At 69.9% G+C, this 25164-nt stretch carries 23 protein-coding genes and 1 riboswitch; of the genes, 8 read left to right on the top strand and 15 right to left on the bottom strand.

Features of this window, described 5'->3' with window-relative positions; all coding sequences use genetic code 11:
• The first annotated feature begins 60 nt into the window (after positions 1-60).
• Entirely contained in the window at positions 61-1845 is a 1785-nt protein-coding gene (locus AP234_RS23390) for an AMP-dependent synthetase/ligase (protein WP_055481901.1), read from the top strand.
• A gap of 85 nt (positions 1846-1930) precedes the next feature.
• On the opposite strand, the gene AP234_RS23385 is transcribed toward AP234_RS23390, so the two are convergent.
• On the bottom strand, positions 1931-3550 hold the full coding sequence (locus tag AP234_RS23385; protein WP_083502359.1) for an MDR family MFS transporter: 1620 nt from the start codon (positions 3548-3550) through the stop codon (positions 1931-1933).
• A gap of 59 nt (positions 3551-3609) precedes the next feature.
• On the opposite strand from AP234_RS23385, the gene AP234_RS23380 reads away from it, so the two are divergent.
• On the top strand, positions 3610-4200 hold the full coding sequence (locus tag AP234_RS23380) for a TetR/AcrR family transcriptional regulator (protein ID WP_055481843.1): 591 nt from the start codon (positions 3610-3612) through the stop codon (positions 4198-4200).
• A 51-nt stretch (positions 4201-4251) separates the two neighbouring features.
• On the opposite strand, the gene AP234_RS23375 is transcribed toward AP234_RS23380, so the two are convergent.
• The 5 genes from AP234_RS23375 to AP234_RS23355 form a co-directional block, all read right to left on the bottom strand.
• Positions 4252-5361: a glycosyltransferase family 4 protein gene (locus AP234_RS23375; RefSeq protein WP_055481842.1), complete on the bottom strand. Its 1110-nt coding sequence runs from the start codon at positions 5359-5361 to the stop codon at positions 4252-4254.
• Positions 5362-5643: 282 nt separating this feature from the next.
• Positions 5644-6489 (bottom strand): peptidase MA family metallohydrolase, encoded by an 846-nt coding sequence (locus AP234_RS23370; protein WP_055481841.1) that lies wholly within the window; start codon positions 6487-6489, stop codon positions 5644-5646.
• Between the two features lie 41 nt (positions 6490-6530).
• A complete protein-coding gene (locus tag AP234_RS23365; RefSeq protein ID WP_055481840.1) occupies positions 6531-7112 on the bottom strand; it encodes a C40 family peptidase in 582 nt (193 codons plus the stop codon).
• 67 nt (positions 7113-7179) lie between these two features.
• A riboswitch (cyclic di-AMP (ydaO/yuaA leader) is annotated at positions 7180-7366 on the bottom strand.
• A gap of 201 nt (positions 7367-7567) precedes the next feature.
• The gene (locus AP234_RS23360) at positions 7568-8527 is read right to left on the bottom strand and encodes an NlpC/P60 family protein (RefSeq protein WP_083502371.1); all 960 of its coding nucleotides are present in this window, start codon (positions 8525-8527) and stop codon (positions 7568-7570) included.
• A gap of 122 nt (positions 8528-8649) precedes the next feature.
• The gene (locus tag AP234_RS23355) at positions 8650-9966 is read right to left on the bottom strand and encodes an NYN domain-containing protein (RefSeq protein WP_055481899.1); all 1317 of its coding nucleotides are present in this window, start codon (positions 9964-9966) and stop codon (positions 8650-8652) included.
• A gap of 115 nt (positions 9967-10081) precedes the next feature.
• Here AP234_RS23355 and AP234_RS23350 point away from each other — a divergent pair, with 115 nt between their 5' ends.
• Both AP234_RS23350 and AP234_RS23345 read left to right on the top strand, forming a co-directional pair.
• A complete protein-coding gene (locus tag AP234_RS23350; RefSeq protein ID WP_055481839.1) occupies positions 10082-11764 on the top strand; it encodes a DEDD exonuclease domain-containing protein in 1683 nt (560 codons plus the stop codon).
• 181 nt (positions 11765-11945) lie between these two features.
• The gene (locus AP234_RS23345; protein WP_055481838.1) at positions 11946-12233 is read left to right on the top strand and encodes an Lrp/AsnC family transcriptional regulator; all 288 of its coding nucleotides are present in this window, start codon (positions 11946-11948) and stop codon (positions 12231-12233) included.
• An 86-nt stretch (positions 12234-12319) separates the two neighbouring features.
• On the opposite strand, the gene qcrB is transcribed toward AP234_RS23345, so the two are convergent.
• The 4 genes from qcrB to ctaE are packed head-to-tail and all read right to left on the bottom strand — an operon-like array spanning position 12320 to position 16459.
• Positions 12320-13936 carry a cytochrome bc1 complex cytochrome b subunit gene (gene qcrB / locus AP234_RS23340; RefSeq protein WP_055481837.1) on the bottom strand — a complete coding sequence of 539 codons (1617 nt, stop codon included), beginning with the start codon at positions 13934-13936 and terminating at the stop codon, positions 12320-12322.
• Complete coding sequence (qcrA, locus tag AP234_RS23335) at positions 13933-15015, bottom strand: cytochrome bc1 complex Rieske iron-sulfur subunit (protein WP_055481836.1); 1083 nt, start codon at positions 15013-15015, stop codon at positions 13933-13935. Before qcrA ends, qcrB begins: the two co-directional genes overlap by 4 nt.
• Positions 15012-15824, bottom strand: coding sequence for a cytochrome bc1 complex diheme cytochrome c subunit (gene qcrC, locus AP234_RS23330; RefSeq protein ID WP_055481835.1), 813 nt, complete (start codon positions 15822-15824; stop codon positions 15012-15014). Before qcrC ends, qcrA begins: the two co-directional genes overlap by 4 nt.
• A gap of 17 nt (positions 15825-15841) precedes the next feature.
• Positions 15842-16459, bottom strand: a complete 618-nt coding sequence (gene ctaE, locus AP234_RS23325) for an aa3-type cytochrome oxidase subunit III (RefSeq protein WP_055481834.1) — start codon at positions 16457-16459, stop codon at positions 15842-15844.
• A gap of 184 nt (positions 16460-16643) precedes the next feature.
• Here ctaE and AP234_RS23320 point away from each other — a divergent pair, with 184 nt between their 5' ends.
• Together AP234_RS23320 and trpD are read left to right on the top strand one after the other, a co-directional pair.
• Positions 16644-17036 (top strand): response regulator transcription factor, encoded by a 393-nt coding sequence (locus AP234_RS23320; RefSeq protein WP_055481833.1) that lies wholly within the window; start codon positions 16644-16646, stop codon positions 17034-17036.
• Positions 17037-17077: 41 nt separating this feature from the next.
• Positions 17078-18136: an anthranilate phosphoribosyltransferase gene (gene trpD, locus AP234_RS23315; protein WP_055481832.1), complete on the top strand. Its 1059-nt coding sequence runs from the start codon at positions 17078-17080 to the stop codon at positions 18134-18136.
• Between the two features lie 38 nt (positions 18137-18174).
• Here the strand turns inward: trpD and AP234_RS23310 are convergent, their stop codons facing one another.
• The 4 genes from AP234_RS23310 to ctaC form a co-directional block, all read right to left on the bottom strand.
• Positions 18175-19341: a L,D-transpeptidase family protein gene (locus AP234_RS23310; protein WP_055481831.1), complete on the bottom strand. Its 1167-nt coding sequence runs from the start codon at positions 19339-19341 to the stop codon at positions 18175-18177.
• Positions 19342-19487: 146 nt separating this feature from the next.
• Positions 19488-19883, bottom strand: coding sequence for a cytochrome c oxidase subunit 4 (locus tag AP234_RS23305; RefSeq protein ID WP_055481830.1), 396 nt, complete (start codon positions 19881-19883; stop codon positions 19488-19490).
• Complete coding sequence (ctaD, locus tag AP234_RS23300; protein ID WP_055481829.1) at positions 19880-21544, bottom strand: aa3-type cytochrome oxidase subunit I; 1665 nt, start codon at positions 21542-21544, stop codon at positions 19880-19882. Before ctaD ends, AP234_RS23305 begins: the two co-directional genes overlap by 4 nt.
• Positions 21541-22371, bottom strand: a complete 831-nt coding sequence (gene ctaC / locus AP234_RS23295) for an aa3-type cytochrome oxidase subunit II (RefSeq protein ID WP_055481828.1) — start codon at positions 22369-22371, stop codon at positions 21541-21543. The genes ctaD and ctaC overlap by 4 nt, the downstream gene beginning before the upstream one ends.
• A gap of 187 nt (positions 22372-22558) precedes the next feature.
• Between ctaC and AP234_RS23285 the strand changes: the two genes are divergently transcribed.
• Both AP234_RS23285 and AP234_RS23280 read left to right on the top strand, forming a co-directional pair.
• Positions 22559-23692, top strand: coding sequence for an aminotransferase class V-fold PLP-dependent enzyme (locus AP234_RS23285; RefSeq protein ID WP_055481826.1), 1134 nt, complete (start codon positions 22559-22561; stop codon positions 23690-23692).
• Entirely contained in the window at positions 23692-24018 is a 327-nt protein-coding gene (locus tag AP234_RS23280) for a sulfurtransferase TusA family protein (RefSeq protein ID WP_083502358.1), read from the top strand. The genes AP234_RS23285 and AP234_RS23280 overlap by 1 nt, the downstream gene beginning before the upstream one ends.
• A 64-nt stretch (positions 24019-24082) precedes the next feature.
• On the opposite strand, the gene AP234_RS23275 is transcribed toward AP234_RS23280, so the two are convergent.
• Entirely contained in the window at positions 24083-25069 is a 987-nt protein-coding gene (locus AP234_RS23275; RefSeq protein WP_055481825.1) for a carbohydrate kinase family protein, read from the bottom strand.
• Between the last annotated feature and the right edge of the window lie 95 nt (positions 25070-25164).

Here is a 25164-nt window from a genome sequence, read left to right as displayed (position 1 = left end):
ACTTTCGCGCGATAGCGTCCGATGAGACCCGAAGAGCGAGCCCCGCACAAAGGAGTGGCCGTGCGTGAATTCAGCGTTCCCGTGCTGGTCGACGTTCCCCCGTCCGCCAACTGCACCGACGTGGTGTTCCAGCGCGGCGCGGACGAGCCGGACGCCGTAGTCATCCGCCGCAAGGACGGCGAGGGCGGCGACGCCCCCTGGCTCCCGATCACAGCGGCGGAGTTCCGCGACCAGGTGGCGGCGCTCGCCAAAGGCCTGATCGCGGCGGGCGTGGAGCCGGGCGACCGGGTCGCGCTGATCTCGCGCACGCGCTACGAGTGGACCCTGATCGACTACGCCATCTGGGCGGCGGGCGGCGTCTGTGTTCCGATCTACGACACCTCCTCGGTCGAGCAGGTGAAGTGGATCGTCTCCGACAGCGGCGCCAAGGCTGTCTTCGCCGAGACGGCCGCCCACGAGGAGACGGTGCGCGAGGCAGCGCCCGGCCTCTCCCTGCTGTGGGGAATAGACGGCGGCGGACTCGACGCGGTCCGCGAGCTCGGCGCCGAGGTCACGGACGAGACGCTCGCCGAGCGCCGCTCGTGCCGGGGCGGGAGCGACCTCGCCACGATCATCTACACCTCCGGGACCACGGGCATGCCGAAGGGCTGCCGGCTCACCCACGACAATCTGCTGTTCACCGCGCGCAACGTCGCTCAGGGGCCGCTTGAGCAGATGTTCGAGGTGGACGAGCGCTCGGCGCTGCTGTTCCTGCCGCTCGCGCACAGCTTCCCCAGGATCATCCAGATCGTCCTGATGGAGACGGGCACGGTCATGGCGCACACCCCGAACATGAAGAACGTCGCCCCCGATCTCCAGTCGTTCAAGCCGACCTTCCTGCTGGGCGTGCCGCGGGTGTTCGAGAAGGTCTACAACGCCGCCGAGCTGAAGGCCACCACGGAGGGCAAGGGCAAGATCTTCCAGGCCGCCGTGGCCACGGCCGTCGCCTGGAGCAAGGCCGAGAGCTCCGGCGGCGCGGGCCTCGGCGTACGGCTCAAGCACGCGCTCTTCGACAGGCTCGTCTACGCCAAGCTGCGCGCGGCGACCGGCGGCGCGCTGACCGCGGCCGTCTCCGGCGGCTCCGCCCTCGGCGACCGGCTCGGTCACTTCTTCCGCGGCATCGGGATCGAGGTCTACGAGGGCTGGGGTCTCACCGAGACCAGCGCGCCCTCGACGGTGAACATCCCGGGCGCGAACAAGATCGGCACGGTCGGCAAGCCGTTCCCCGGGGTCGGCGTCCGGATCGCCGAGGACGGCGAGATCCTGATCAAGGGCAGGCACGTCTTCGACGGCTACTGGAACAACGAGCGCGCCACCAAGGAGGCCATCGACTCCGAGGGCTGGCTCCACACCGGCGACGTGGGCGAGCTCGACGACGACGGCTACCTGCGCATCACCGGGCGCAAGAAGGAGATCATCGTCACCGCCGGCGGCAAGAACGTCGCCCCCGGCCCGCTGGAGGACGCGATCCGGGCGCACCGGCTGGTCAGCCAGGTCATCGTCGTGGGCGACGACCGCCCGTTCGTCGCGGCGCTGGTCACGCTCGACCCCGAGGCGCTGGAGCAGTGGAAGCAGGCGGGCGGCAAGACGTCGGTCCCGGTGACCGACCCGGAGCTGCTCGCCGAGGTGCAGGCCGCCGTCGACAACGCGAACCGGATGGTCTCCAGGGCCGAGCAGATCAAGAAGTTCGTCATCCTCGACGCCGAGCTGAGCGAGGAGAGCGGCCACGTCACGCCGAAGCAGTCGATCAAGCGCAACGTGGTGCTGCGCGACTTCGCCAAGCAGATCGACGAGCTGTACGGCTGAGCCGTACCGGCCCCTGTCGCACCCGGATCGGAACCCGTGTGCGGCAGGGGCCGGTGGATGACGCCGGCCCGGCGGATGACGGCGGTCAGCGGCGGGCCTCGGCGGGCGGCGCCGGTTCCACCAGGTCCACGCTCTCGCGCAGCCTGGCCGGCTTGAGGAACAGCGCCGCGACGATCCCCACGACGGCGATGCCCGCCGACACCAGGAAGATGTGACCGGTGGCGTCGCCGTACGCGGCGCGCACGATGACGCGGATCGGCTCGGGCATGGCCGCCATGTTGAGGGTGCTCCCGTCCTGGGAACCGGACGGCCTGATGCCGGCCTTCGCGAAACCCTCGGTGATGTCGGCGGTCACCCGGTTGGCGAGCACCGCGCCCAGGACCGAGACGCCGATCGTGCCGCCGAGCGAGCGGAAGAACGTGATGGCGCCGGTGGCGGCGCCCACCTCGCGCAGCGGGACGGTGTTCTGCACGGCCAGGACCAGGTTCTGCATGCACATGCCGACGCCCATGCCGATCACCAGCATTCCGAGGCCGACGATGACCATCGAGGTCTCGTGGTCGATCGTGGACATGATCAGGAAGCCCAGCGTGAGCACGATCGAGCCGGCGATGATGTACGGCCTGGTCCGGCCGCTCCTGGAGACGAGCTGTCCGGAGATCGTCGACGACACGAGCGTACCGAACATCATCGGGATCGTGAGCAGGCCGGACTCGGTCGGGCTGTAGCCCCGGCCGATCTGGAAGTACTGGCCCAGGAAGACCGCGCCGCCGAACATCGCCATGCCGACGGCCACGCTGACCAGGATGGCCAGGGCCGGGGTGGGACGGCGGACGACGTGCAGCGGGACGACCGGCTCCTTCACCACGGACTCCACCCACGTGGCCGCGACCAGCAGCACGATCGAGACGCCGACCATGGCGAGGGTCTGCCAGGAGATCCAGTCGAAGGAGTTGCCGACGAACGTCACCCAGATCAGCAGCAGGCTCACGCCCGCCGCGATCAGGATGGCGCCGGGGTAGTCCACCGAGGTCTCCGGGCGGCGTACCGACATCACGTTGAGCGTCCGGTGCAGGACGACCAGGGCGATCAGCGTGAAGGGGATGGGCAGGAAGAAGCACCACCGCCAGCCCAGCCAGGACGTGTCCGTGATCACGCCGCCCAGCAGCGGACCGCCCACCGTGGCCACGGCGAGGACGCCGCCCAGGTAGCCGTTGTACTTGCCCCGTTCCTTCGGGGGGATGATCGCGGCGATGACCACCTGGACCAGGATCTGCAGGGCGCCCATGCCGAGTCCCTGGACGGCCCGGAAGGCGATGAGCATCGGCGTGTTCTGGGCGAACCCGCAGGCGAGTGAGGCCACCAGGAAGATGCCGATGGCGATCTCGATGAGGAGCTTCTTGTCGAACAGGTCGGCGAGCTTGCCCCAGATCGGGGTCGAGGCGGTCGTGGTGAGCAGGGCCGCGGTGACCACCCAGGTGTACTGGGACTGGGTGCCGTTGAGTGAGCCGATGATCTGGGGCAGCGCGATCGACACGATCGTGCTGCTGACCATCGCGACGAAGAGGACGAGAAGCAGACCGCTCAGTGCCTCAAGCACCTGACGGTGGCTCTTCGGCTCGGTCTCCGGCAGCGTTGGTGCGCTCAAGCGCGGCCTCCGATTCGAACAATGGCTTTGACGAAGAACGACGGGGATACGATACATGCCCAGTGAGCAAGTTTGCCCACTGGGCATCTTTCAACCCGGAGTAAGGTAGACGCCTGATGGAGACCACGGTTGGGCTGCGTGAGCGCAAGAAGGCCGAGACACGGGAGGCCGTGCACCAGGCCACGATCCGGCTGGCCGTCGAGCGCGGGCTGGACCACGTCACCGTCGACGACATCGTGGCCGCCGCCAACATCTCCCGCCGGACCTTCTCCAACTACTTCGCCAACAAGGAGGACGCCCTCCTGTACGGCGAGGAGCAGCGCATCCGTTCCCTCCTGCGAGGGGTACGCGGGCGACCGCTGGACGAGTCGGGCTGGCAGGCGCTTCTCGGCGCCGTGCGCGAGATGCTGGCCGACACGGGCGAGCCCGACCGGGAGTGGGCGGTGCGCACGTCGCTGTGCAAGCGGCACCCCTCGCTGCTCGCCCGGCAGCTCGCCAACCACGCCGGTCTCGAACGGGAACTGGCCCAGGCCATCGCAGAACGCGACGGGGAGGACGCCCGAGGCATGCGGCCGCGGCTGCTGGCCGCCGCCTTCCTGGTCGCGCTGCGGATCGCCACCAACGTCTGGATCGAGGAGCAGGAGGCCCGGCCGCTCTCCGAGATCATCGAGGAGACCCTCGCCCAGATCGCCCGGCCGTTCGGCTGAGCCGGGCCGCCCGGCCGAGGAGCCGGGCCGCTCAGGCCGGGGTCCGGAACGTCACAGGAGGCCGGTGAAGCGGGCCGCGACGTGGTCCCAGTGCCACTCGCGCTCGATCCAGGCCCGGCCCCGCTCCCCCATCGCCCGAGCGCGGCCGGGGTCGGCCAGCAGCCCGGTGAGCGCGCGGGCGATCTCGTCGGGGGAACCCCCGTCCACGACCAGGCCGGTCTCGCCGTGCCGTACGGCGTCGGGCGCGCCCCCGGAGGAGCCGGCGACCACGGGCAGGCCGGTCGCGGACGCCTCCAGGTAGACGATGCCGAGGCCCTCCACGTCCAGGCCGCCCAGCCTGCTGCGGCACGGCATGGCGAACACGTCGCCGGCGGCGTAGTGCGCGGGCAGCGCCGCCCACGGCACCGAACCGGTGAACACGACGGAGTCGCGCAGGCCGAGCCGGCGGACCGCCCGCTCCAGCGCGGCGCGCGAGGGGCCGCCGCCGACCAGGAGCAGCACCGCGTCCCGCACCCTCCGCAGCACCCGCGGCCAGGCCCGGATCAGCATGTCCTGGCCCTTGCGCGGCACCAGGCGGGAGACGCAGACCACCGTCGGCCGGTCGCCGAGGGCCAGCGCGGCGCGCACCTCGTCCCGGCCGGCGCCGGGCCGGAAGACGGCGGTGTCCACGCCGGGCGCGAGCCGTACGAGCTTGGCCTCGGGAACGACGGCCGCGAGCCGGCGGCGCGTGTAGCCGCCGAGATAGGTCACCGCGTCGGCACCGGCTCCGATGCGGCCCAGCAGGGTGCGGGTCACGGGCAGGCGCGCCCAGGACGCCTCATGGCCGTGCGTCAGCATGACCACGCGGGCGGCCCCGGCGGCGCGCAGCGCGGGGGCGAGCAGGCCGAGCGGCGCGGCCGCCCCGAACACCACGGTCGCGCCGTCCTCCACCAGGCCGGCCGCCCTGGCCGCGACGGTCCTCGTGGGCAGCATGAGCGTCGACGGGTGCCGGACCACCTCGTACGGCTGCCGCGCGTCGAATCTCTCGCTGCCCTTCCATCGGGGCGCGTACACGACGACCGAGTCCGGCGGGAGACGGCAGGCGAGCCCGTGCACGAACGCCTGGATGCCGCCTGGCCTGGGCGGGAAGTCGTTGGTGACGATCAGCGTTCTCGCGCCCATCCCTGCCCACACCCCTCACCATGGACATCCCCCGCCACCCGCCCTCCACCGTGATCTTGCGAATGCTCGCACGGATGGCCGCCCACCTGGCACGCGACCTTCCGTGATCTTGCAGAAATATTCGTCGATCCACAGTGACCTGCTGAAACACCATTCGTGATCTTGCACTCGGCGGTGGAGTGCAAGGTCACGAAGAGCATTGTCGCAGGCAGCGGCGTATGATCGGGAGTTTCTGCAAGATCAGCGAGGACGAACGGGCAGGCAGGCGGCCATGGGTGCGAGCTATCGCAAGATCACGGTGGGGAGGTAGGCGAGCCACGAGCGGGTGAGCTCCGCTGTCGAGATGCCGAGCGTGGCGCGCAGCACCCCGTCGATGCCTTCACCGCCGTCCCGGCCGGTGCGCATCGCGGCGCGGTAGAGGGCCACGAGCCGCCGCTCGCCGAACCGCTCGGCGATGTACCGGCAGGCCAGCCAGGCCTCCTCGTACGCCTGCGCCCGCCGGGGCGAGCCCGCCGCGAAGTCCGCACGATCGGGCAGCGCACGCGGCGGCGCCCCGGCCCGCAGGTCCGCCGCCAGTTCAGCGGCGACCGCGCCGGCCGTGAGGCCGCTGTCGAGGTAGCCCACGTAGTCGGCGAACCCCTCGACCAGCCAGGCGGGCAGGTGCCCCGTCGCCGCCGCGTCCGTGGCGACGTGGGTGAGCTCGTGCGTGATGACGACCCGGCGGCCGGCCGCCGACAGGCGGGCGAAGCCGGACGGTTCGACGATCACGCGGTCCACCCCCGCGAGCGCGGCGAGTCCGGTCACGCGCGCGGGCGCGGCCAGTGCGGCCGCCTGCTCCGTCGTGGCCGGCACCAGGATCACCGCGTCGACCGGCCGCCCCCAGACCCGGGCGACCGTACGGCTCCCCCGGTCGGCCGGCGCGGCGAGTTCGGCGACGAGTCCACGTGGCCGGCCGACGACCAGCACGTGCTCGCCCCTGGCCCACGACGCACCGGCCCAGATGTCCGGATGCTCGGCGGTGATCGCCCGCGCCGACGGCAGCAGGCGATCACCCGGCCCGGACCCGGCCGGCAGGACCAGCAGCCCGATCAGGACCAGCGCCCCGATCAAGACACGGATCAGCGGCATGCCGAGCATCGTACGGGGGCCGCGCGGCGGCAGCGGTGACGTCAGACCCCGGGTCGTACGGCTCCCACGAAGGTGCGCTTGCGGTAGGCGTCGAGCTTGTCGATCCTCACCCGGGTGCCGCTGTGCGGCGCGTGGACGATCCTGCCGCGCCCGATGTACATGCCCACGTGACCGCCGCCGCTGGTGAAGACGAGGTCACCGGCCTTGAGGTTCCGCCAGGCGACCTTCTTGCGCACCGCGCCGAGCATCGACCACGTGGTGCGCGGGAGGCGTACTCCCGCCTTGCGCCAGGCGAACTGGACGAGGCCGGAGCAGTCGAACGCTCGCGGTCCGGTGGCGCCCCAGCGGTAGGGGGCGCCGATATGCCTTTTGGCGACCTTGACGGCCTGCTTGGCCTTGGCCTGCTGACGCTCGGCCCGGCTCGGCTTCGCCTCCTTCTTCTCCGTGCTCGTCTTATCCGTGCTCGTCTTCTCCGTGCTCGTCTTATCCGACGTCTTCTTCGCCGCGGGGTCGTCGGCCGAGGCGGCCCGTCCGACCGCCGGGTTCGCCTTGGTGACGGTCACGGTCACCGAGTCGTCCGCCGACGCCGGTGCGGCGATGGCCCCGAGGGAGGACGTCAGCACGACGCCACCGAGGACGAGACGGGCACGATGGGACAGATTCGCGGGGGTGGTAGACAGGATCTCTCCTAGGGTCTTCCGCTCGCGCCTACCGGGTTAGCTGACGGGTTCGGGCGGGGAAGTCGCCCTACGGCACCCGGGTGGCAGCGTTTTGGAACGCTCCCGGCGCGCCGATTCACCCCTGACCCCTGAATGCGAGGGTCGTTGGTTCCCCGGCTCCGTGCCTCCTGACTGCACGGACTCGGCAGATCACCGATTGGATGCGGGACGAGACCGGTGGTCCGGTGCTCGCCGCAGGCCCAGAAGCTATCCGGACGCGCCACCGAACGGCAAAGGCCACCCCAAGGAGAAGGAGATCGTTTAAGCTCCGGGTAAGGTAAAAACCGCAGGATACCCGGACGAAATTCACCTAAATATGATGCTGCTCACATTTAGCACAAAGAGATCAAAAAGCGACCTCAGGGGCGTACCGCACCAATCGGGCGATATTGGGCAAGTGGGGTGACTTTCACCACATCTCCCGTCTGGGGAGCGTGGACCACCTTGCCGGCCCCGTCATAGATCCCGACGTGTCCGTAGCCCGAGTGCCAGAGCAGGTCACCGGCCTGCAACTCGTTCAGGGACACCCGCCGGCCGGCGCCCCACGCCCACTGCTCATAGCTCGTCCGGGGCAGCCGCACCCCGGCCGCCGCCCAGGCCGCCTGAACGAGCCCTGAGCAGTCCCAGCCGCTCGGTCCCGTCCCGCCGTACCGGTAGGGCTTGCCGATCTGCTTGTAGGCGAACTGCAGCGCGGTGAGCGCGTTGCCCGACGCCGGCCCGGTGTAGACGGCTCCCGCGCTGTTCGGGTTGCCGGGGTTGAACGCACCGAGTTCGCGCAGCAGTGCCATCTGCCGCTTGACGAGCTTTTCGACCTCATCCTTCTCCTTGGCGAGGTCGCCCTTGACCTTCACGGCGGAGTCGTAGGCCGACTTCTTCCTGTCCCGTCGCTGCTTGAGCCCCGAGATGGCGCCCTCGTACGCCTCGAGCTTGCGGGCGCGCTCCTGGGAGAGCTGGTCGAGTGCGGCCATGCCGCTGAGGGCCGCCTCCGGGTCGGTGCCGTAGAGGACGCCGTTCCACGCCAGGTCGCCGAACTGGTAGTCGTTCACCGCGATGGAGACGACCCCCTCGCGCAGCTCCTCGACCCGCTTGGCGTGCTTGCGATAGTCGTCGTTGACCGCGTCGTACTGCTTCTTGGCCTTCTTCCACTTCTCGTTGGCCGCGTTGTAACGGTCTACGAGCTTGTCGGCCTGCTCGTTCAGCTGCTTCAACTTCGCTTTGGCCTGAGCCACGGTCGGTCTCGGATCCGCCTGCGCGTCCATGTTCGGCAGCAGCAAAAGCACGGCGGCCATGCCGGCGGCCACCGGTAAGCGCCCTCGCACCAAGGCCCCCTCGAGATCGTCCCAAGCCTGGCGCGACTCTACTCATGCGATCTTCAAGCTTCAACCTGGCCGGCCTCGAGCACGGCCCGGCCCCGGCTGTCCGGGCAGCCCCTCCCGCCTCTTCAGCCCCGGCCGAGGCGGCGGAGCAGCAGCAGCGCGGGCACCGGCCTGGCCCCCATCCTGCGCACGGAGTCGGCCACCTCCCGGTCCGACGAGACCACCGCCATCGACCGGCCCTTCGGCTCGGCGCGCACCAGCTGCCTGATCAGGTCGTCGGCGATCTCCCCCGGCGCGCTGAACCTCACCCGCACCCCGCGCGGCGCAGAGACGTGGACCGGACCGTCCAGCTCGGCGCCGTCGAAGACGCAGGTCACCTCCACACGGGACTGTACGGCCAGGCCGCCGAGTCCGGTGAGGAGCCGGGTCCGCTGGTCGGCCAGCGTGAGCGACGGATAGCCCGTCTTGGTCACGTTGTATCCGTCGACGATCAGATGCAGGTGGGGGATCGCGAGAAGCTGGTCCAGCAGCTGGGGGTCGTCGTCGGCGAGCGCCCTGGCGGGGACCGCGGTCACACCCGGCGAATCCGGGGCCACCGCCGCCACGGAGTCGGCCGGCCTGCTGATGGTCGTGGGCAGGGCGAGCTCCTTGCGCAACCCCGCCACCGTCCCCTGAAGCGCGTCGAGGAGCACCCGGATGCGGACGTCCTCCACACTGCGGCCCTCCCTGGCCGCGCGTCGGGAGGCCTCCCGCTGCCGCTCGGCGTCCGCCAGACGCTCCTTGAGCCTGCGCATCTCGGTCTCGCTGGTGCCGCTCACCTCGGCGGCCCTGGCCCTGGCCTCGGCCGCCTCCGCCGCGGACTCGGCCGCCCTCGCCTCCGCCGCCCTGAGCCGCTCCCTCGCGTCGTGCAGCTTGCGCCGCAGATCGGCGTTCTCCGCGCGCAACGTCTTGAGCTGCTCGCGGACCCGCTCGACCTCCTCCTTGGCGGCGGCACGCTGCGCGGCCAGCTGCTCGCGCAGCCGGGTCTCGGCCTGCTCGCGCTGGTTGCCGAGCGAGGCCGCCCGCTCGAGCTCCGCCCGCGCCTGTTCCACCAGGTCCGGCCAGCCCGGCGGACGGGTCAGATACGCCGCCGCCGCCACCAGCACCGGATCGGCCGCCGGAGGCACGGTGCCCTCGGCGAGGCCCGCCACCAGCTCGGGCCAGGCCGTCTCGACCGCCTCGGCCACCAGCTCGCGGAACTCCTTGTCGGACTCCAACTGGGCGGCGATCGGCGCGGCGCCGAGGCGGGCACGCTTACGCGGCTCGAACCTCGCGATGCCGCGCAGCGGCGATGGTACGGCGGCCGCCGGCATCGTGCCCAGCACCTGCGCCGCGACCTCCACGACGTGTAACCGGACCCGCTCTGGCAACGGACGAGACAGGCCTTCCCCGGCTGAACTCATCTCGTCGCTCCTCATCGTGTCCTTTTTCCAAGGGTACGGCTGCCACGCCGGTGGCCGTTCCGCGGTCAGTGAGACGGGAGAGACGAATGTCGGTCCGGGTCTCTATCGTCATGGCGTGGACGCGGTACAGGGCACCATCGACGATCTCGGCACTCCCCTGCGCGAGGTGACGTTCGTCGTCTTCGACCTGGAGACCACGGGCGGATCCGCCGCCGAGCACGCGGTCACCGAAATCGGCGCGGTCAAGGTGCGCGGCGGCGAGGTGCTGGGCGAGTTCGCCACGCTGGTCGACCCCGGCGGCCCCATCCCGCCGTTCATCTCGGTGCTCACCGGCATCACCGACGCGATGGTCGTCGCCGCGCCGAAGTTCCCCGAGGTGCTCCCGAGCTTCCTGGAGTTCATCGCCGGGACGACCCTGGTCGCGCACAACGCGCCCTTCGACATGTCGTTCATCCGGGCCGCCTGCGCGGCCGGCGGCTACCCCCCGCCGGCCAACCCGGTCGTCGACACCGTCGACCTCGCCCGGCGCGTGCTCACCCGCGACGAGACCCCCAACTGCAAGCTGGCCACGCTGGCCCGGTTCTTCCGCAGCCCCAGCGAGCCGTGCCACCGGGCGCTGGCCGACGCCCGGGCGACCGTCGACGTCCTGCACGGCCTGATCGCGCGGGTCGGCTCGCTGGGCGTGCAGACGCTGGAGGAACTGCGCGGCTATTCCCGGACCCCGACGCCCGAGCAGCGGCGCAAGCGGCACCTGGCCGAGGGCGTCCCCGGCGTCCCCGGCGTGTACGTCTTCGAGGACGCCAAGGGCGAGGCGCTCTACATCGGCAAGAGCACCCACCTGCGCAACCGTGTACGCAGCTACTTCACGGCGGGCGAGACGCGTCCGCGGATCCGGGAGATGGTCGGCATCGCCGAACGCGTCCGCACGATCGTGTGCGCCACCTCCCTGGAGGCCGAGATCCGCGAGCTCAGGCTGATCGGGTCGACCAAACCGCGCTACAACCGGCGGTCGCGCAATCCCGAGCGGGTGGTCTGGCTCAAGCTGACCGACGAGCCGTTCCCGAGGCTGAGCATCGTCCGCGAACTGAAGGACGACGGCGCGGCGTACCTGGGCCCCTTCGGCAGCACCCGCTCGGCCGACGACGCCCGCGCCGCCATGCACGAGGCGCTGCCGCTGCGGCGGTGCACCCAGCGCCTGTCCACGCGCGTCCGCCGCAGCGCCTGCGTGCTGGCCGAGATCGGGCGCTGCGGCGCACCCTGCGACGGCAGGGAGAGCCAGGAGGCCTACGCCCGCCATGTCAGCGCCGCCAGGCATGCCATGGAGCACGACCCGCAGGTCGTCTTCTCCGCGATCGAGGAGCGGATGCGGCACCTCGCGGCCGAGCAGCGGTACGAGGAGGCCGCGGCGGAACGCGACCGGCTCTCCGCCTACCTGCGGGCGGCGGCCCGCATGCAGCGCCTGCGGTCGCTCACCACGATCCGGCAGATGGTGGCCGCCTCTCCCGCCTTCGACGGCGGGTGGGACATCCACGTCATCCGGTACGGCAGGCTCGCCGCGGCCGGCGTGATGCCGCGCGGCGCCCACCCGACGCCCTACGTGGACGCGCTGGTCGCCACCGCCGAGACCGTGGCGCCCGGCCCGGGGCCCACCCCCGCCGCGGTCGCCGAGGAGACCGAGTGCCTGCTGCGCTGGCTCGACTCCCCCGGCGTGCGCCTGGTCCGGGTCGACGGCGAGTGGTGCCTGCCCGCGTACGGCGCTGCCCGCTTCGTCGAGCGGATCGAGCGGTCGTGCTCCTGAGCCGGTTCCACCGGCCGTGCTCATGAACCGGTTCCACCGGCCGTGCTCACGAACCCGTTCCACCGGCCGTGCTCACGAACCGGTTCCACCGGCCGTGCTCATGAACCGGTTCCACCGGTAGTGTCGGATGCGCCTTCACCGGCAGGAAGAACACCGGCACGGAAAAGCAGGAGAGAACCGAATGGTCACCGCGATCGTCCACATCAAGGCGGATGTCGACCGGATTCCCGAGGTCGCCTCGGCCATCGCAGAGCTGGACGGCGTCAGCGAGGTGTACTCCATCACCGGTGAGTTCGACCTGCTGGCCATGGTCCGGGTCCAGCGCTACGACGAGGTGGCCGAGGTCGTGCCCGGCCGCCTGAACAAGGTGCCCGGCGTACGCCACACCGAGACGCACATCGCCTTCCGCGCCTACTCCCGGCACGACCTGGACGCCGCCTTCTCCATCGGCCTCGACGCCTCCGACTGAGCCGCCGCACCGCACGGAACCATGACGGCATGCCTACGGCCCGGGCGGGGACGAGATCCCCTGCCCGGGCCGTACGGTTCGGTCGCTCAGTGGAGCTGCTTGTGCTCGCCCGCGCCGACCGCGGCGTGCTCCTCCACTTCCTCCTCGTGGAAGGGGACGTGGTCGGTGCCGTACGCCTTGCTCATCTTGGCGCGGAGCCTGCCGACGCCGCTGCGCAGGCCCTTCGGCGGGACCTCCTCGCCGTCGACGCCGCCCTCGATGATCGGGATCTCCTTCTTCCCGCGGATGTGCGCCGCGATGTCCTCCGCCGGAGGCGTGTGGACCTCGATGTACTGCCCGTTCGGCATCCGCTTGATCACGCCGGACTCCACGCCGTGCGACAGCACCTCGGCGTCCTTGCGCTGCAGGCCGATGCAGATCCGGTAGGCGACGAAGTACGCGATCGCCGGGCCGACGAAGATGGCGATCCGCCCGAGGATCGTCGTCGTGTACAGGCTGATGTGGAAGGTGGACGAGATCTCGTCGTTGGCGCCCAGCAGCCACAGGACGCCGTAGAACGTGATGCCCGCCATGCCGATCGCGGTGCGGTGCGGGTTGTTGCGCGGCCGGTCGCAGACGTGGTGCTCGCGGCGGTCGCCGGTCACCCACTGTTCCAGGAACGGATACAGCGCCAGACCCGTCATGACGATGCCCAGTGGGACGAGCGCCGGTATCAGCACGCTCATGGCGAACGTATACCCGAAGAGGTTGAACTCCCATGCGGGCATGAGCCGCAGCGAGCCTTCGAGGAAGCCCATGTAGAAGTCGGGCTGCGATCCCGCCGAGATGTCCGCCGGTGTGTAGGGACCGTACAACCAGACCGGGTTGATCTGGGCGAACGTTCCCAGCAGGGCGATCACCCCGAAGGTGAACAGGAAGAACGCCCCGGCCTTGGCCATGAACGCCGGGTAGAAGGGGGCGCCCACGACGTTGCTCTCGGTCCGGCCCTTGCCCGGCATCTGGGTGTGCTTCTGCACCCACATGAGGATCATGTGGGCGGAGATCAGCGCGAGCAGGATGCCCGGGATGAGCAGGATGTGCAGCGAATAGAAGCGTGAGATCACGTCGTGGCCCGGATACTCGCCGCCGAACAGGAAGAACGAGATGTAGGTGCCCACGATCGGGATCGACAGGGCGACACCCTGGGTGATCCGCAGACCCGCGCCGGAGAGCAGGTCGTCGGGGAGGGAGTAGCCGGTGAGGCCCTCCACCAGCGCCAGCGACAGCAGGAGCACGCCGATGAGCCAGTTCAGCTCACGCGGCTTGCGGTACGCGCCGGTGAAGAACACCCGGAGCATGTGCACCATCATCCCGGCCACGAACAGCAGCGCGGCCCAGTGGTGCATCTGCCTGATCAGCAGACCGCCCCGGACGTCGAACGTGATGTGCAGCGTCGAGGCGTAGGCCTCCGACATCTGCACGCCGTACAACGGGGCGTAGCTGCCGAGGTAGGTGGTGTGCCCCATACCCGGCTTGAACCAGAACGTCAGGAACGTCCCGGTCAGCAGCAGGATGATGAACGAGTAGAGCGCGATCTCCCCGAGCAGGAAGGACCAGTGGTCGGGGAAGATCTTCCTCAGGTTGCGCTTGAGGAAGCTGCCCGCGCCCAGGCGCTCGTCGAGGAACGTCGAGGTTCCGGCGATGGCCTTGGGAGGAGCGTTCATGACTTGGTCTCCCTTGCTTCCGCCTCGGCGTCGCCGCGCTCCCAGAAGCTGGGGCCGACGGGGACGTGGAAGTCGGACTTGGCGATGAGGTAGCCCTCGTCGTCGATCCCGATGGGGAGCTGCGGCAGCGGCCGGGCGGCGGGGCCGAAGATGACCTTGGCGCCGTCGGCCGCGTCGAACGTCGACTGGTGGCACGGGCAGAGAATGTGGTGGGTCGTCTGCTCGTACAGCGCGGCGGGGCAGCCCACATGGGTGCAGATCTTCGAGTAGGCCACGATGCCGTCGTGCGTCCAGTTCAGGTTCGTGCCCGACTTGAACTCCTCGGGACGGAGCTTGAGCAGGATCAGCGTGGCCTTGGCCAGCGCGTTCAAGTCGTGCTCGTAGCCCTCGGGGACCACCGAGAGGATGCCGCCCGGCGAGTTGAAATCGGCGGCGCGGATCGGCTGGCCGGTGCCCTCGACCACGAGCTTGCGCGGCTTGCCGTCCTTGGTGGGCTCGCCCCACACAGTGCGGCGCAGCACCGTGCCCGGCAGCGGGCCGAGGTCCTTGAGCAGCACCAGCGGGGCCAGGCCCAGCGGCGCCGCCGCCAGCAGGAGCGTACGGCGCAGCAGCCCGTGCTTGACGAAGCCGCTCTCGTTCGCGCCCTGGAGGAACGTCTCCTTGACGTACTCGCGGGTCTCCGGGTCGGAGACCATCGCGTGGCGCTCCTGGACCAGGTTGTACTTCGGCATGATCTGGCGGACCCAGACCGTGATGCCGATCGCCAGCGAGAGCAGCGCCAGGGTGAGCGTGCCGCCGAGCGCGAAGTTCGACGTGGCGGTGCTGTCGATGTCGCCGACCTGGAACGTCACATAGGAGGCGATGAATCCCGCGCCGGCCAGGAACGTGATCGTGAACAGCAGCGCGACCACGCGCTCGGCCCGGCGAGCGGCCGCCGGGTCCTGTTCCACGACCCCCGGGTCCCCCGGGGGCGCGTGCACCGGTTCTTCTCCGAGGCTCGGCCCGGCGGCGGGCGGCGTGCCGACGACGCGCGCCGGGACCACCCGGCCCTCCGGCCGCTCGATGTTGTTGTCCGTCATGCCTTCACCCGCCGTCTCTTAGCGGTGATCCAGATGGCCGCGAGGGAGAGGAGACCGATGCCGGCGATCCACGCCACGAGTCCCTCGGTGACGGGACCGATCCGCATGAGGCCGGAGCCGCCCGGGTCGACCTGCTTCCGCACGTGCGTGATGTAGGCGATCATGTCCCGCTTCTGCTCCGGGCTGATCGTCGTGTCGTTGAAGACCGGCATCGCCTGCGGGCCGGTGATCATCGCCTCGTAGATCTCGGTCGGAGTCGCCGGGTTCAGCGTCGGCGCGTGCTTGCCGTACGTCAGGGCGCCGCCGGAACCGGTGAAGTTGTGGCACTGGATGCAGTTCGCCCGGAACAGCTCACCCCCCTTGGCCGGGTCCCCCTGGGCCGGGTCGACCTGGTCGGCCGTCGGGATGGTCGGGCCGCCGCCCAGCGACTGGACGTAGGCCGCGAGCTGGCTGATCGCCTCGTCGGTCGCCCACTCCGGACGCGGCTTGCGCAGGGCCTGCGGGCCGGCGTCGCCCATCGGCATGCGGCCGCTGCTGACCTGGAAGTCCACGGCCGCGGCACCGACGCCGATCAGCGTGGGAGCCTTGTCGGTGCCCTCGGCGTTCATGCCGTGGCAGCTCGCACAGTGGGCCACGAAGAGGCTCTTGCCCTGCGCCGTGTCGTCGGCCTTGCCGGACGCGATCGCGGCGTCCGCTGTGCTGCCGTTCGGCGCGGCAAGGGCGTACCCCCCGCCGAGCAGACCGAGCGCGAGCGCCACGACGGCGACTCGCGCGAGGGGATGACGCCGTCGGGCGGTGGTGGATTTCACCGAAATTCCCGTTCCGATCATTTGATGATGTAGATGGTCGCGAAAAGGCCGATCCAGACCACGTCGACGAAGTGCCAGTAGTAGGACACGACGATGGCGCTGGTCTGCTGCTCATACGTCAAGCGCTTCGCGGCGTACGTGCGTCCCAGGATGAACAGGAACGCGATCAGGCCACCCGTCACGTGCAGGCCGTGGAAGCCCGTGGTCAGGTAGAACACCGAGTCATACGGGGTGTGCGAGAGGACATGCCCGGCACTCGCGAGCTTCCCGTACTCCCAGAGCTGACCGCCGATGAAGAAGGCGCCCATCAGGAAGCTCACGATGTACCAGCGCCTGAGCTTCTTGACGTCGCCCCGCTCCACGGCCCACACGCCCAGCTGACACGTGACACTCGACAGGACCAGGACGGTCGTGTTGAAGGTCGCGAACGGGACGTCAAGATGAGCCTCCGGCCATGGCTGGCCCTGCCCCATGCTGACCGAACGGATGGTGAAGTACATCGCGAACAGCGCCGCGAAGAACATGAGCTCGGAGGACAACCACACGATGGTGCCGACCTGAACGAGGTTCGGCCGGCTCGACCCGTGCGGTCGCGTCGTCGTAGTAATTGCGGATGCTGTCGCCACGCCTAGCATTATTGCGGCTCCCCAGGTCGGGTCGGCCCACGACCCCCCACTAGGGTCACCTCAAGCCCCGGGAACCAGCACGGTAGGGCAACGGCACCGGCCGGTACGGCGATGCCCGCGGGCGCGCTGCGTCCCGGTCGCGGCGCCGGTAGCATCAGATGACCATACTCCGCGATTCGACAGTGAGCGTGACATGAGGGTTCTCGTCTACAGCGACGACGCAGGCACCAGGGAGAAGGTGCGGCTGGCCATCGGGCGGCGTCCGGCCGCTGACGTGCCCCTCGCCGAGGTCGTCGAGTGCGCGACCCAGCCGGCCGCGGTCAAGCACCTCGACTCCGGGGAGATCGACGTGGCCGTCCTGGACGGCGAGGCCGCCCCGGCCGGGGGCATGGGGATCTGCCGGCAGGCCAAGGACGAGGTGCACGACTGCCCGCCGATCGTGCTGCTGATCGCCCGGCGCGACGACCGGTGGCTGGCCAACTGGTCCGGGGCCGACGCGGTGGTGGCCCAGCCGCTCGATCCCGTCGTCCTCGCCGAGACCGTCGCCGACCTCATGCGGCGCAGGCTCGCCGGCGCCAGGGGCTGACCCCCGTCTCCGCCAACCCCAGCCTCCGATAAGGGGAAGAAATGGACCTGCGCACCACCTGGCCCTCCGTGCTGAGTGCCCTCCTCGCCGGTGAGAACCTCACGTCGGACGAGACGGCGTGGGCCATGAACGAGATCATGTCGGGTGCGGCGACGCAGGCGCAGATCGCCGCGTTCGCGGTCGCGCTGCGTGCCAAGGGCGAGACGGTCGCCGAGGTGGCGGGCCTGGCCCGCACCATGCTCGACCGCGCCACCCCGCTGTCCGTTCCGGGGCCGGTGGTCGACGTCGTCGGCACCGGCGGCGACCGCGCCCACACGGTCAACGTGTCGACCATGGCGGCCGTGGTGGCCGCCGCGGCCGGCGCGCGGGTGGTCAAGCACGGCAACCGCGCGGCCTCCTCGCTGTGCGGCGCGGCCGACGTGCTGGAGCACCTGGGCGTGGTCCTCGACCTGCCGCCGCAGGTCACCGCGAAGGTGGCCGTGGATGCGGGCATCGCGTTCTGCTTCGCGCAGGTCTACCACCCCGCGCTGCGGTTCGCCGGACCGGCGCGCAAGGAGATCGGCGTGCCGACCTTCTTCAACTTCCTCGGCCCGCTGACCAACCCGGCCCGGCCCGCCGCGCAGGCCATCGGCGTCTACGACGCGCGCATGCTGCCGGTGGTGGCCGGGGTGTTCGCCGAGCGCGGCGTCGCGGCGCTGGTCTTCCGCGGCGAGGACGGCCTCGACGAGCTGTCGACGGCCGTGCCGTCCACGGTCTTCGTCGTCCGCGACGGCAGCGCCACGCAGGTCCGCTTCGACCCCGCCGACATCGGGGTCCCCCGATCGCGGCCGGAGGATCTGCGCGGCGGCGACGTCGAGTTCAACGCGGGAGCCGTACGAGACCTGGTGAACGGGAAGATCGGCCCGGTCCGCGACGCGGTGCTGGTCAACGCGGCCGCCACGCTGGTCGCCCTCGACATCGCGCTCGGCGAGACCGACTGCGCCGACCTGGTCGCCGACATGGGCGCGGCGTACGCGCGTGCGGCCGAGGCGGTCGACTCCGGCCGGGCGGCGGCCACGCTGGACCGGTGGGTCGAGGCCAGCCGGTCACCCGCCGCCTGAGCGGTCACACCGGTACGGGTGCCCACCACGACGAGGTCCTACAGGGAGGCGGCGGTGTCGGCGCGCAGGCGGCTCGCCTTGAGCCACTGCTGCCACGAGTTCTCCCAGTAGCTCCAGCCGTTGGTCGGGTCGACCTGCCGCGGCGAGCCGGTGACGATGATCGGATCGCCGAGCAGGGTGTTGTTCATGAACCACTTGGCGTTGGTCGGGCTGAGATTCACACAGCCGTGACTCACGTTGGCGCTGCCCTGGTCGCCGACCGACCAGGGCGCCCCGTGGACGTACTCCCCCGTGTCGGAGAACCGCACGTTGCTGTAGGTGGTGGTCTGGTAGTAGCCGGCCTGGCCGGGACCGGCGTCCGGTGAGGTCATCACGGTGACCGGCTCACGGGACATCGCGACGTGGATCCCGTTCGTCGTGTAGTGCCGCATGACGCCGCCGCGCCCCGCGCTGATCGGGAAGTTCCTGATGAGCTTGCCGTCACGCCGGATCTGCATGTGGTGGCTCTGGGTGTCGGCGACGCTGATCTGCGACCTCCCGATCTGGAAATCCCTCGTGTAGTCCTGCTTGCCGTACATGCCGTCGGCGCCGCGAACGCCCGCCAGACGCGCGATGAGACGCACCTTGGTGTAGGCGGGCCAGTACTCCTTGGGCCGGAAGACCACGCGATTCTTGTCGAGCCAGTGCCAGGCGCCCGTGATCGGCTTGGAGGCCTGGACGACGAGGCTGCGTTCGATCGAGACGCGGTCGGTGACCGGCTGATCGAAGGTGATCATGATCGGCATGCCCACGCCCACCGTGAGGCCGGTCTCCTTGTTCGGGAGCAGGGTCTTGATGCCGAAGCTCTTGCCGGCCGCTTTCGTGGAGAACCGGCTGGTCCGCTCGGCCGAGGCTCCACCCGGGCCGCTGACGACCGCGTGGACCCGGTAGGAGACGCCAGGGGCCATCGGACGCTCGCTGTGCCACCGTGTGCGGTCCGCGCTGTAGAAACCCGCCACGGGCCGTCCAGCGGCCTCTACGGTGACGCTTTTCAGCTTTCCCCCGGCGGCTCCCACCATGATGGGCTGCTCGGGAGGCAGCTCCCTGGCCCCGTCGATCGGGAAGATGTTCACCGCGGCCTTGGGTGCCTCGTCGCCGTCCTCCGACGTGCCCGAACATCCGGTCAGCAGCACCAGCAAAGCCAACGCCCCCGCAGCAGTTCGCACGTCGGTCCCCCTCCGCCGGTTCGGTTTCGGGTGTTATTCCCCCCGAGCCACGGGGGGCCGACCGAATCCCGGCGAAGATCTTCCGAGTGCTCGCCGCCGCGAGGGCGTTTCCTTCCGCTACGACCTTGGTTCTTGTCCGATCCGGCTCAGTGCGAGAAGTTGCCGCGGTAGTACTGGAACACGAACCCGATCATGCTCATCAGCGTGGCGAACAGGCCGATGAAGAACAGCCACCAGCCGATCACGAAGCCGAAGAACGTGAGCGCCGCCGACATGCACAGGAACAGCGGCCACCAGCTGTGCGGGCTGAAGAAGCCGAGCTCCCCCGCGCCGTCGCTGATCTCGGCCTCCTTGTTGTCCTCCGGCTGGTCACCGATCCGCCGGGTGGTGAACAGCAGGTAGTAGCCGATCATCAGGCCCATGCCGCAGGAGATCGCCAGCGCGGTGGTGCCGGCCGGTTCCTTGGACCACAGCCAGTAGACCGCGGTCATGGCGGCGAAGAAGACACCGACGAGCGTGAACATCCACGCCTGAATCCTCATGAGGTCTCCTTGCCCAGTTCGGGCTTCACGGCGAGGTGCGGATACTTGAGGTCGAACGCGGGGCGCTCGGACCGGATCCGCGGCAGCGACAGGAAGTTGTGCCGCGGCGGCGGGCACGAGGTGGCCCACTCGAGCGAGCCGCAGTAGCCCCACGGGTCGTCGACGGTGACCTTCGGCGCGTACTTCCAGGTGTGCCACACGTTGTAGAGGAACGGCAGCGTGGAGGCGCCCAGCAGGAGCGCACCGGCCGAGGAGACCATGTTGAGGTCGGTGAAGCCGTCCACCGGCGAGTAGTCGGCGTACCGGCGCGGGAAGCCGATGACGCCCAGCCAGTGCTGCACCAGGAAGGTGAGGTGGAAGCCGAAGAACAGCGTCCAGAAGTGGAGCTTGCCGATCCGGTCGTTGAGCATCTTGCCGGTGAACTTGGGCCACCAGAAGTAGAAGCCCGCGAACATCGCGAACACCACGGTGCCGAAGACCACGTAGTGGAAGTGGGCCACGACGAAGTAGGTGTCGGTGATGTGGAAGTCCAGCGGGGGCGACGCCAGGATGACGCCGGTCAGTCCGCCGAACAGGAACGTCACCAGGAAGCCGACCGAGAACAGCATCGGCGACTCGAACGACAGATGGCCGCGCCACATCGTGCCGACCCAGTTGAAGAACTTCACCCCGGTCGGCACCGCGATGAGGAACGTCATGAATGAGAAGAACGGCAGCAGCACCTGGCCGGTGGCGAACATGTGGTGCGCCCAGACCGTGATCGACAGGCCGGCGATCGCGATGGTCGCGCCGACCAGGCCGATGTAGCCGAAGACCGGCTTACGGCTGAACACCGGCAGCACCTCGGTGATGATGCCGAAGAACGGCAGCGCGATGATGTAGACCTCGGGGTGGCCGAAGAACCAGAACAGGTGCTGGAACAGCATCGGTCCGCCGGCCGACGAGGCGAAGATCTGGGTGCCGAGCTTGCGGTCGGCCTCCAGCGCGAGCAGCGCCGCTGCGAGCACCGGGAAGGCCAGCAGCACCAGGATGCTGGTGAGCAGGATGTTCCACGTGAAGATCGGCATCCGGAACATCGTCATGCCCGGGGCACGCATCGTGATGATCGTGGTGATGAAGTTCACGGCGCCGAGGATCGTGCCGAGACCGGACATCGCCAGGCCCATCAGCCACAGGTCGCCGCCGAGGCCCGGGGAGCTGATCGCGTCGGACAGCGGCGCGTACGCCGTCCAGCCGAACGAAGCGGCGCCGCCCGGGGTGAAGAACCCGGAGACCGCGATCGTGCTGCCGAACAGGTAGAGCCAGTAGCTCACCATGTTCAGCCGCGGGAACGCCACGTCGGGCGCGCCGATCTGCAGCGGCATCAGCTCGTTGGCGAAGCCGGCGAACAGCGGCGTCGCGAACATCAGCAGCATGATCGTGCCGTGCATGGTGAACAGCTGGTTGAACTGTTCGTTCGTCACGAACTGCAGGCCCGGCTGGGTGAGCTCGGCCCGCATGACCAGCGCCATCACGCCGCCGATCAGGAAGAAGACGAACGACGTGATCAGATAGAGGTGCCCGATCACCTTGTGGTCCGTCGACGACAGCCACTTGGCGATGACCGAGCCCTTGCGGTAGGGCCGCGCGGTAACGACGGGCGGTTGCTGGATGGCGGTCACTGCGCACTCCCCGCCTGGCTCTTGATGTACTGGTCGAACTCGGCCTGCGGCACGAGCTTCACGGAGAACAGCATCCTGCTGTGGTCGACACCGCAGAGCTCGGCGCAGCGGCCGAAGAAGACGCCCGTCCGATCGAGCGTCGTGATCTCGAACTGGTTACGCACGTTCCCGGGGAACACGTCCAGCTTGAAGAGGAACTCCGGCACCCAGAACGAGTGGATGACGTCCGGCGAGTGCAGGTCGAAGTGGACCTGGCTGTTGACCGGAAGCACGAGCTGCGGGCCCTGCGGGTCTTCCTTGCTCTGCTTGCTCAGGTCGACCGGGACGCCCGCGGTGACCACCTTCTGCCCCTGGTACTCGGTGGTGAAGCGCCAGCTCCACTGGTAGCCCTCGACGAGCACCTTGACCGGGGCCGTGTTCGAGACCTTGGTGATCTCGGTCTGGTCCCGGGCGGTGAAGTAGAAGAAGACCGAGACCATGATCACGGGAACGACCGTGTAGAGGATCTCGATCGGCAGGTTGTACCGCACCTGCGGCGGCAGCGCCTCGGTCGAGTTCTTCTTCTTGCGGTGGAACACGCAGGCCCACAGGATCAGGCCCCAGACGACGACCCCGGTGGCGAGTGCCGCGATCCAGCCGCCGTTCCAGAGCGTCTGAGTGATCTCAGCCTGCTTGGTGATGCTTTCCGGCATGCCCCCACGGGACCATTGATCGATCGCCTCGTTGCTGCACGCCGTCGCGGACGCCACCAGCAGCGCCACTGCGGCGGCGCCGGGCAACCGGCGGCGCGTCCACGGTCGCCGTGTCGTACGGCGGGTCGGACTCACGGATCGCCTACCCCACAGATGAAGCCCAAGAGGTCCTCTCCTGGGCGGTTTTCCAATTGACCACCGGGTGTCACCAGCAGGAGATTCTCGCCGGTGTGCCCCTTTACTTCGTTGAGTTCACGCTTGGGGGACACATTAGCGCGGACCGGCCACGCCCCTCTGAGCAGCCCCCGTTAATGTCCTAACTGTGCCTTATCTGGATGCGGCTTCGACCGAACCTCTCCATCCCGCGGCCCGTGACGCCCTGCTGACCGCGCTCGACGCCGGTTGGGCCGATCCCGCTCGCCTGTACGGCACGGCACGTCGTGCCCAGATGTTACTGGAGCAGGCGAGGGCGGAGGTAGCCGAACTCCTCGGCGCCCGGCCCGACGAGGTGTCGTTCACCTCCTCCGGCACCCAGGCGGTCCATCTCGGCGTCCTGGGCGCGCTCCGGGGCAGACGGCGGACCGGCCGGCATCTGGTGACCGGCGCCGTCGAGCACTCCAGCGTCCTGCACGCCGCCGAGGTCCACGAACACGACGGCGGGACCGTCGAGACCGTGGGCGTCGACCGCACGGGCCGCGTGGACGCCGCCGCCTTCGCGGCGGCGGTCTCCCGGCCCGGTACGGCGCTGGCCTGCCTGCAGACGGCCAACCACGAGGTCGGGACCCTGCAGCCGGTGGCCGAGGCGGCGCAGGCCTGTCTGGCGGCGGGCGTGCCGCTCCTGGTCGACGCGGCCCAGTCGGCGGGCCGCCTGCCCGTCCCCGACGGCTGGTCGATCCTGACCGCGAGCGCGCACAAGTGGGGCGGCCCGGCCGGCGTCGGGGTGCTGGCGATACGCAAGGGCACGCGCTGGCGGTCGCCGTACCCGCAGGACGAGCGGGAGCGCCGGCGGGTGCCCGGCTTCGAGAACGTGCCCGCCGTCGTGGCGGCCGCCGCCGCGCTGCGCGCCCGGGTGGCGGAGGAGGCGGCGCAGGGCCCGCGGATGTCGGCCCTGGTCGACCGGATCCGCGCCGAGGTGCCGCGTCTGGTGCCGGACGTGGAGGTCATCGGCGACCCAGTGCGGCGCCTGCCGCACATCGTCACGTTCTCCTGCCTCTACGTGGAGGGCGAGGCGCTGCTGACCGAGCTCGACCGGGCGGGCTTCGCCGTCTCGTCCGGGAGCTCCTGTACGGCGAGTACGCTTCGGCCATCACATGTTCTGGAGGCGATGGGCGTGCTTACCCACGGGAATGTCCGGGTATCGCTGCCCCGTGGCGTGACCGACGGCGACGTCGACCGGTTCCTCGCCGTGCTTCCCGACGTGGTGCGGCGGATCCGGGCGAGCTTGGGAGTCCAGTGATGTGGCGGAGACGGACCGGCGGTGCGCGCGGCGGGGACACGCGGGACCTGGCCGGAGGGACCGCCGACACCGGCGCCGGGAAGGACGGCGCGGGCGAGCCCGCGCTGACGATCGACGCGCTCGGCCGCAAGTGCCCGATCCCGATCATCATGCTCGCCGAGCGGATCAACGAGGTGGCGATGCGCGACGTGATCGCCGTGCTGGCCGACGATCCCGCCGCGTGCACCGACATCCCCGCGTGGTGCAGGCTCAAGTCGCACGAGCACGTGGCCAGCCACGAGTTGCCGCAGGGCGGCTGGTCGATCCACGTGCGCCGCAACTACTGACCGCGTCCACGTACCGCGACGGTCACGAACAGGCCGTCAGAAGCAGGCCATCGGGAAAAGGCCGTCAGGAGTAGTGGCACCGCACGTGCCCGGCGACCTCGTCGGCGGCGGCCTGGCCGTACGACACGGCGAACCGGTCGAGGAAGACCCGCTGCCCCAGCTCGTACTCCTGGCAGCCGACCCGCTCCAGCACGTGCGTGGCGGTCAGGTTGCCGATCTGGCCGCAGCGCTCGAGCGGCAGCCCCCAGGCCACACCGGCCAGGAAACCGGCCCGGAACGCGTCGCCGACGCCGGTCGGGTCGGCCTTGCCCAGTTCGGGCGCGGGCGGGATGTGCAGCGTCGGCTCGCCCTTCCGGTCGATCCTGGCCCCCTTGGGCCCGAGGGTGGTGATGCGGACGTCCACCCGCTCCAGGATCTCCTCGTCCGACCACCCGGTCTTCTGCTCGATCAGCCCGAGTTCGTAGTCGTTGCTGAACAGGTAGGCCGCGCCCTCGATGAGCCGGCGGATCTCCTCGCCGGGCATCCGGGCGAGCTGCTGGGACGGGTCGGCGGCGAACGGAATGCTCCGGTCGCGTGCCTCCTCGGTGTGCCGCAGCATCGCGTCCGGGTCGTTGGGACTCACCAGGACCAGGTCGAGCCCGCCGACCCGCTGCGCGATCGGGCCCAGCTCGATCTCGCGCGCCTCGGCCATCGCCCCGGTGTAGAACGACGCGATCTGGTTGTGCTCCTCGTCGGTGGTGCACAGGAACCTGGCCGTGTGGTGCAGCTCGGAGACGTGGACCGAGCCGCAGTCGACGCCGTGCCGCTCCAGCCAGGACCGGTAGTCGGCGAAGTCGGTGCCGACGGCGCCGACGAGGATGGGGGAAAGCCCGAGGCAGCCCATCCCGAAGGCGATGTTGGCCGCGCATCCGCCGCGCCTGATCTGCAGATCGTCGACGAGGAACGACAGTGACACCCGGTCGAGCTGTTCGGCGATGAGCTGGTCGCCGAAGCGGCCGGGGAAGGTCATCAGATGGTCGGTCGCGATGGAACCGGTGACGGCGATGCGCACGGGGTTTTCTCCTCGTTGTCAGCATCTGGGCACGGAAGGGACACGGGCGGGGAAACGAGATCGCCCAGCCTGTCGAGCGTACCGTCTCCGGCACG

The organism is Sphaerimonospora mesophila (assembly GCF_001417795.1).
Lineage (GTDB): Bacteria > Actinomycetota > Actinomycetes > Streptosporangiales > Streptosporangiaceae > Sphaerimonospora > Sphaerimonospora mesophila.
The sequence above is the reverse complement of the archived record's forward strand: the minus strand, read 5'-3'. Positions and strand labels throughout refer to the sequence as shown.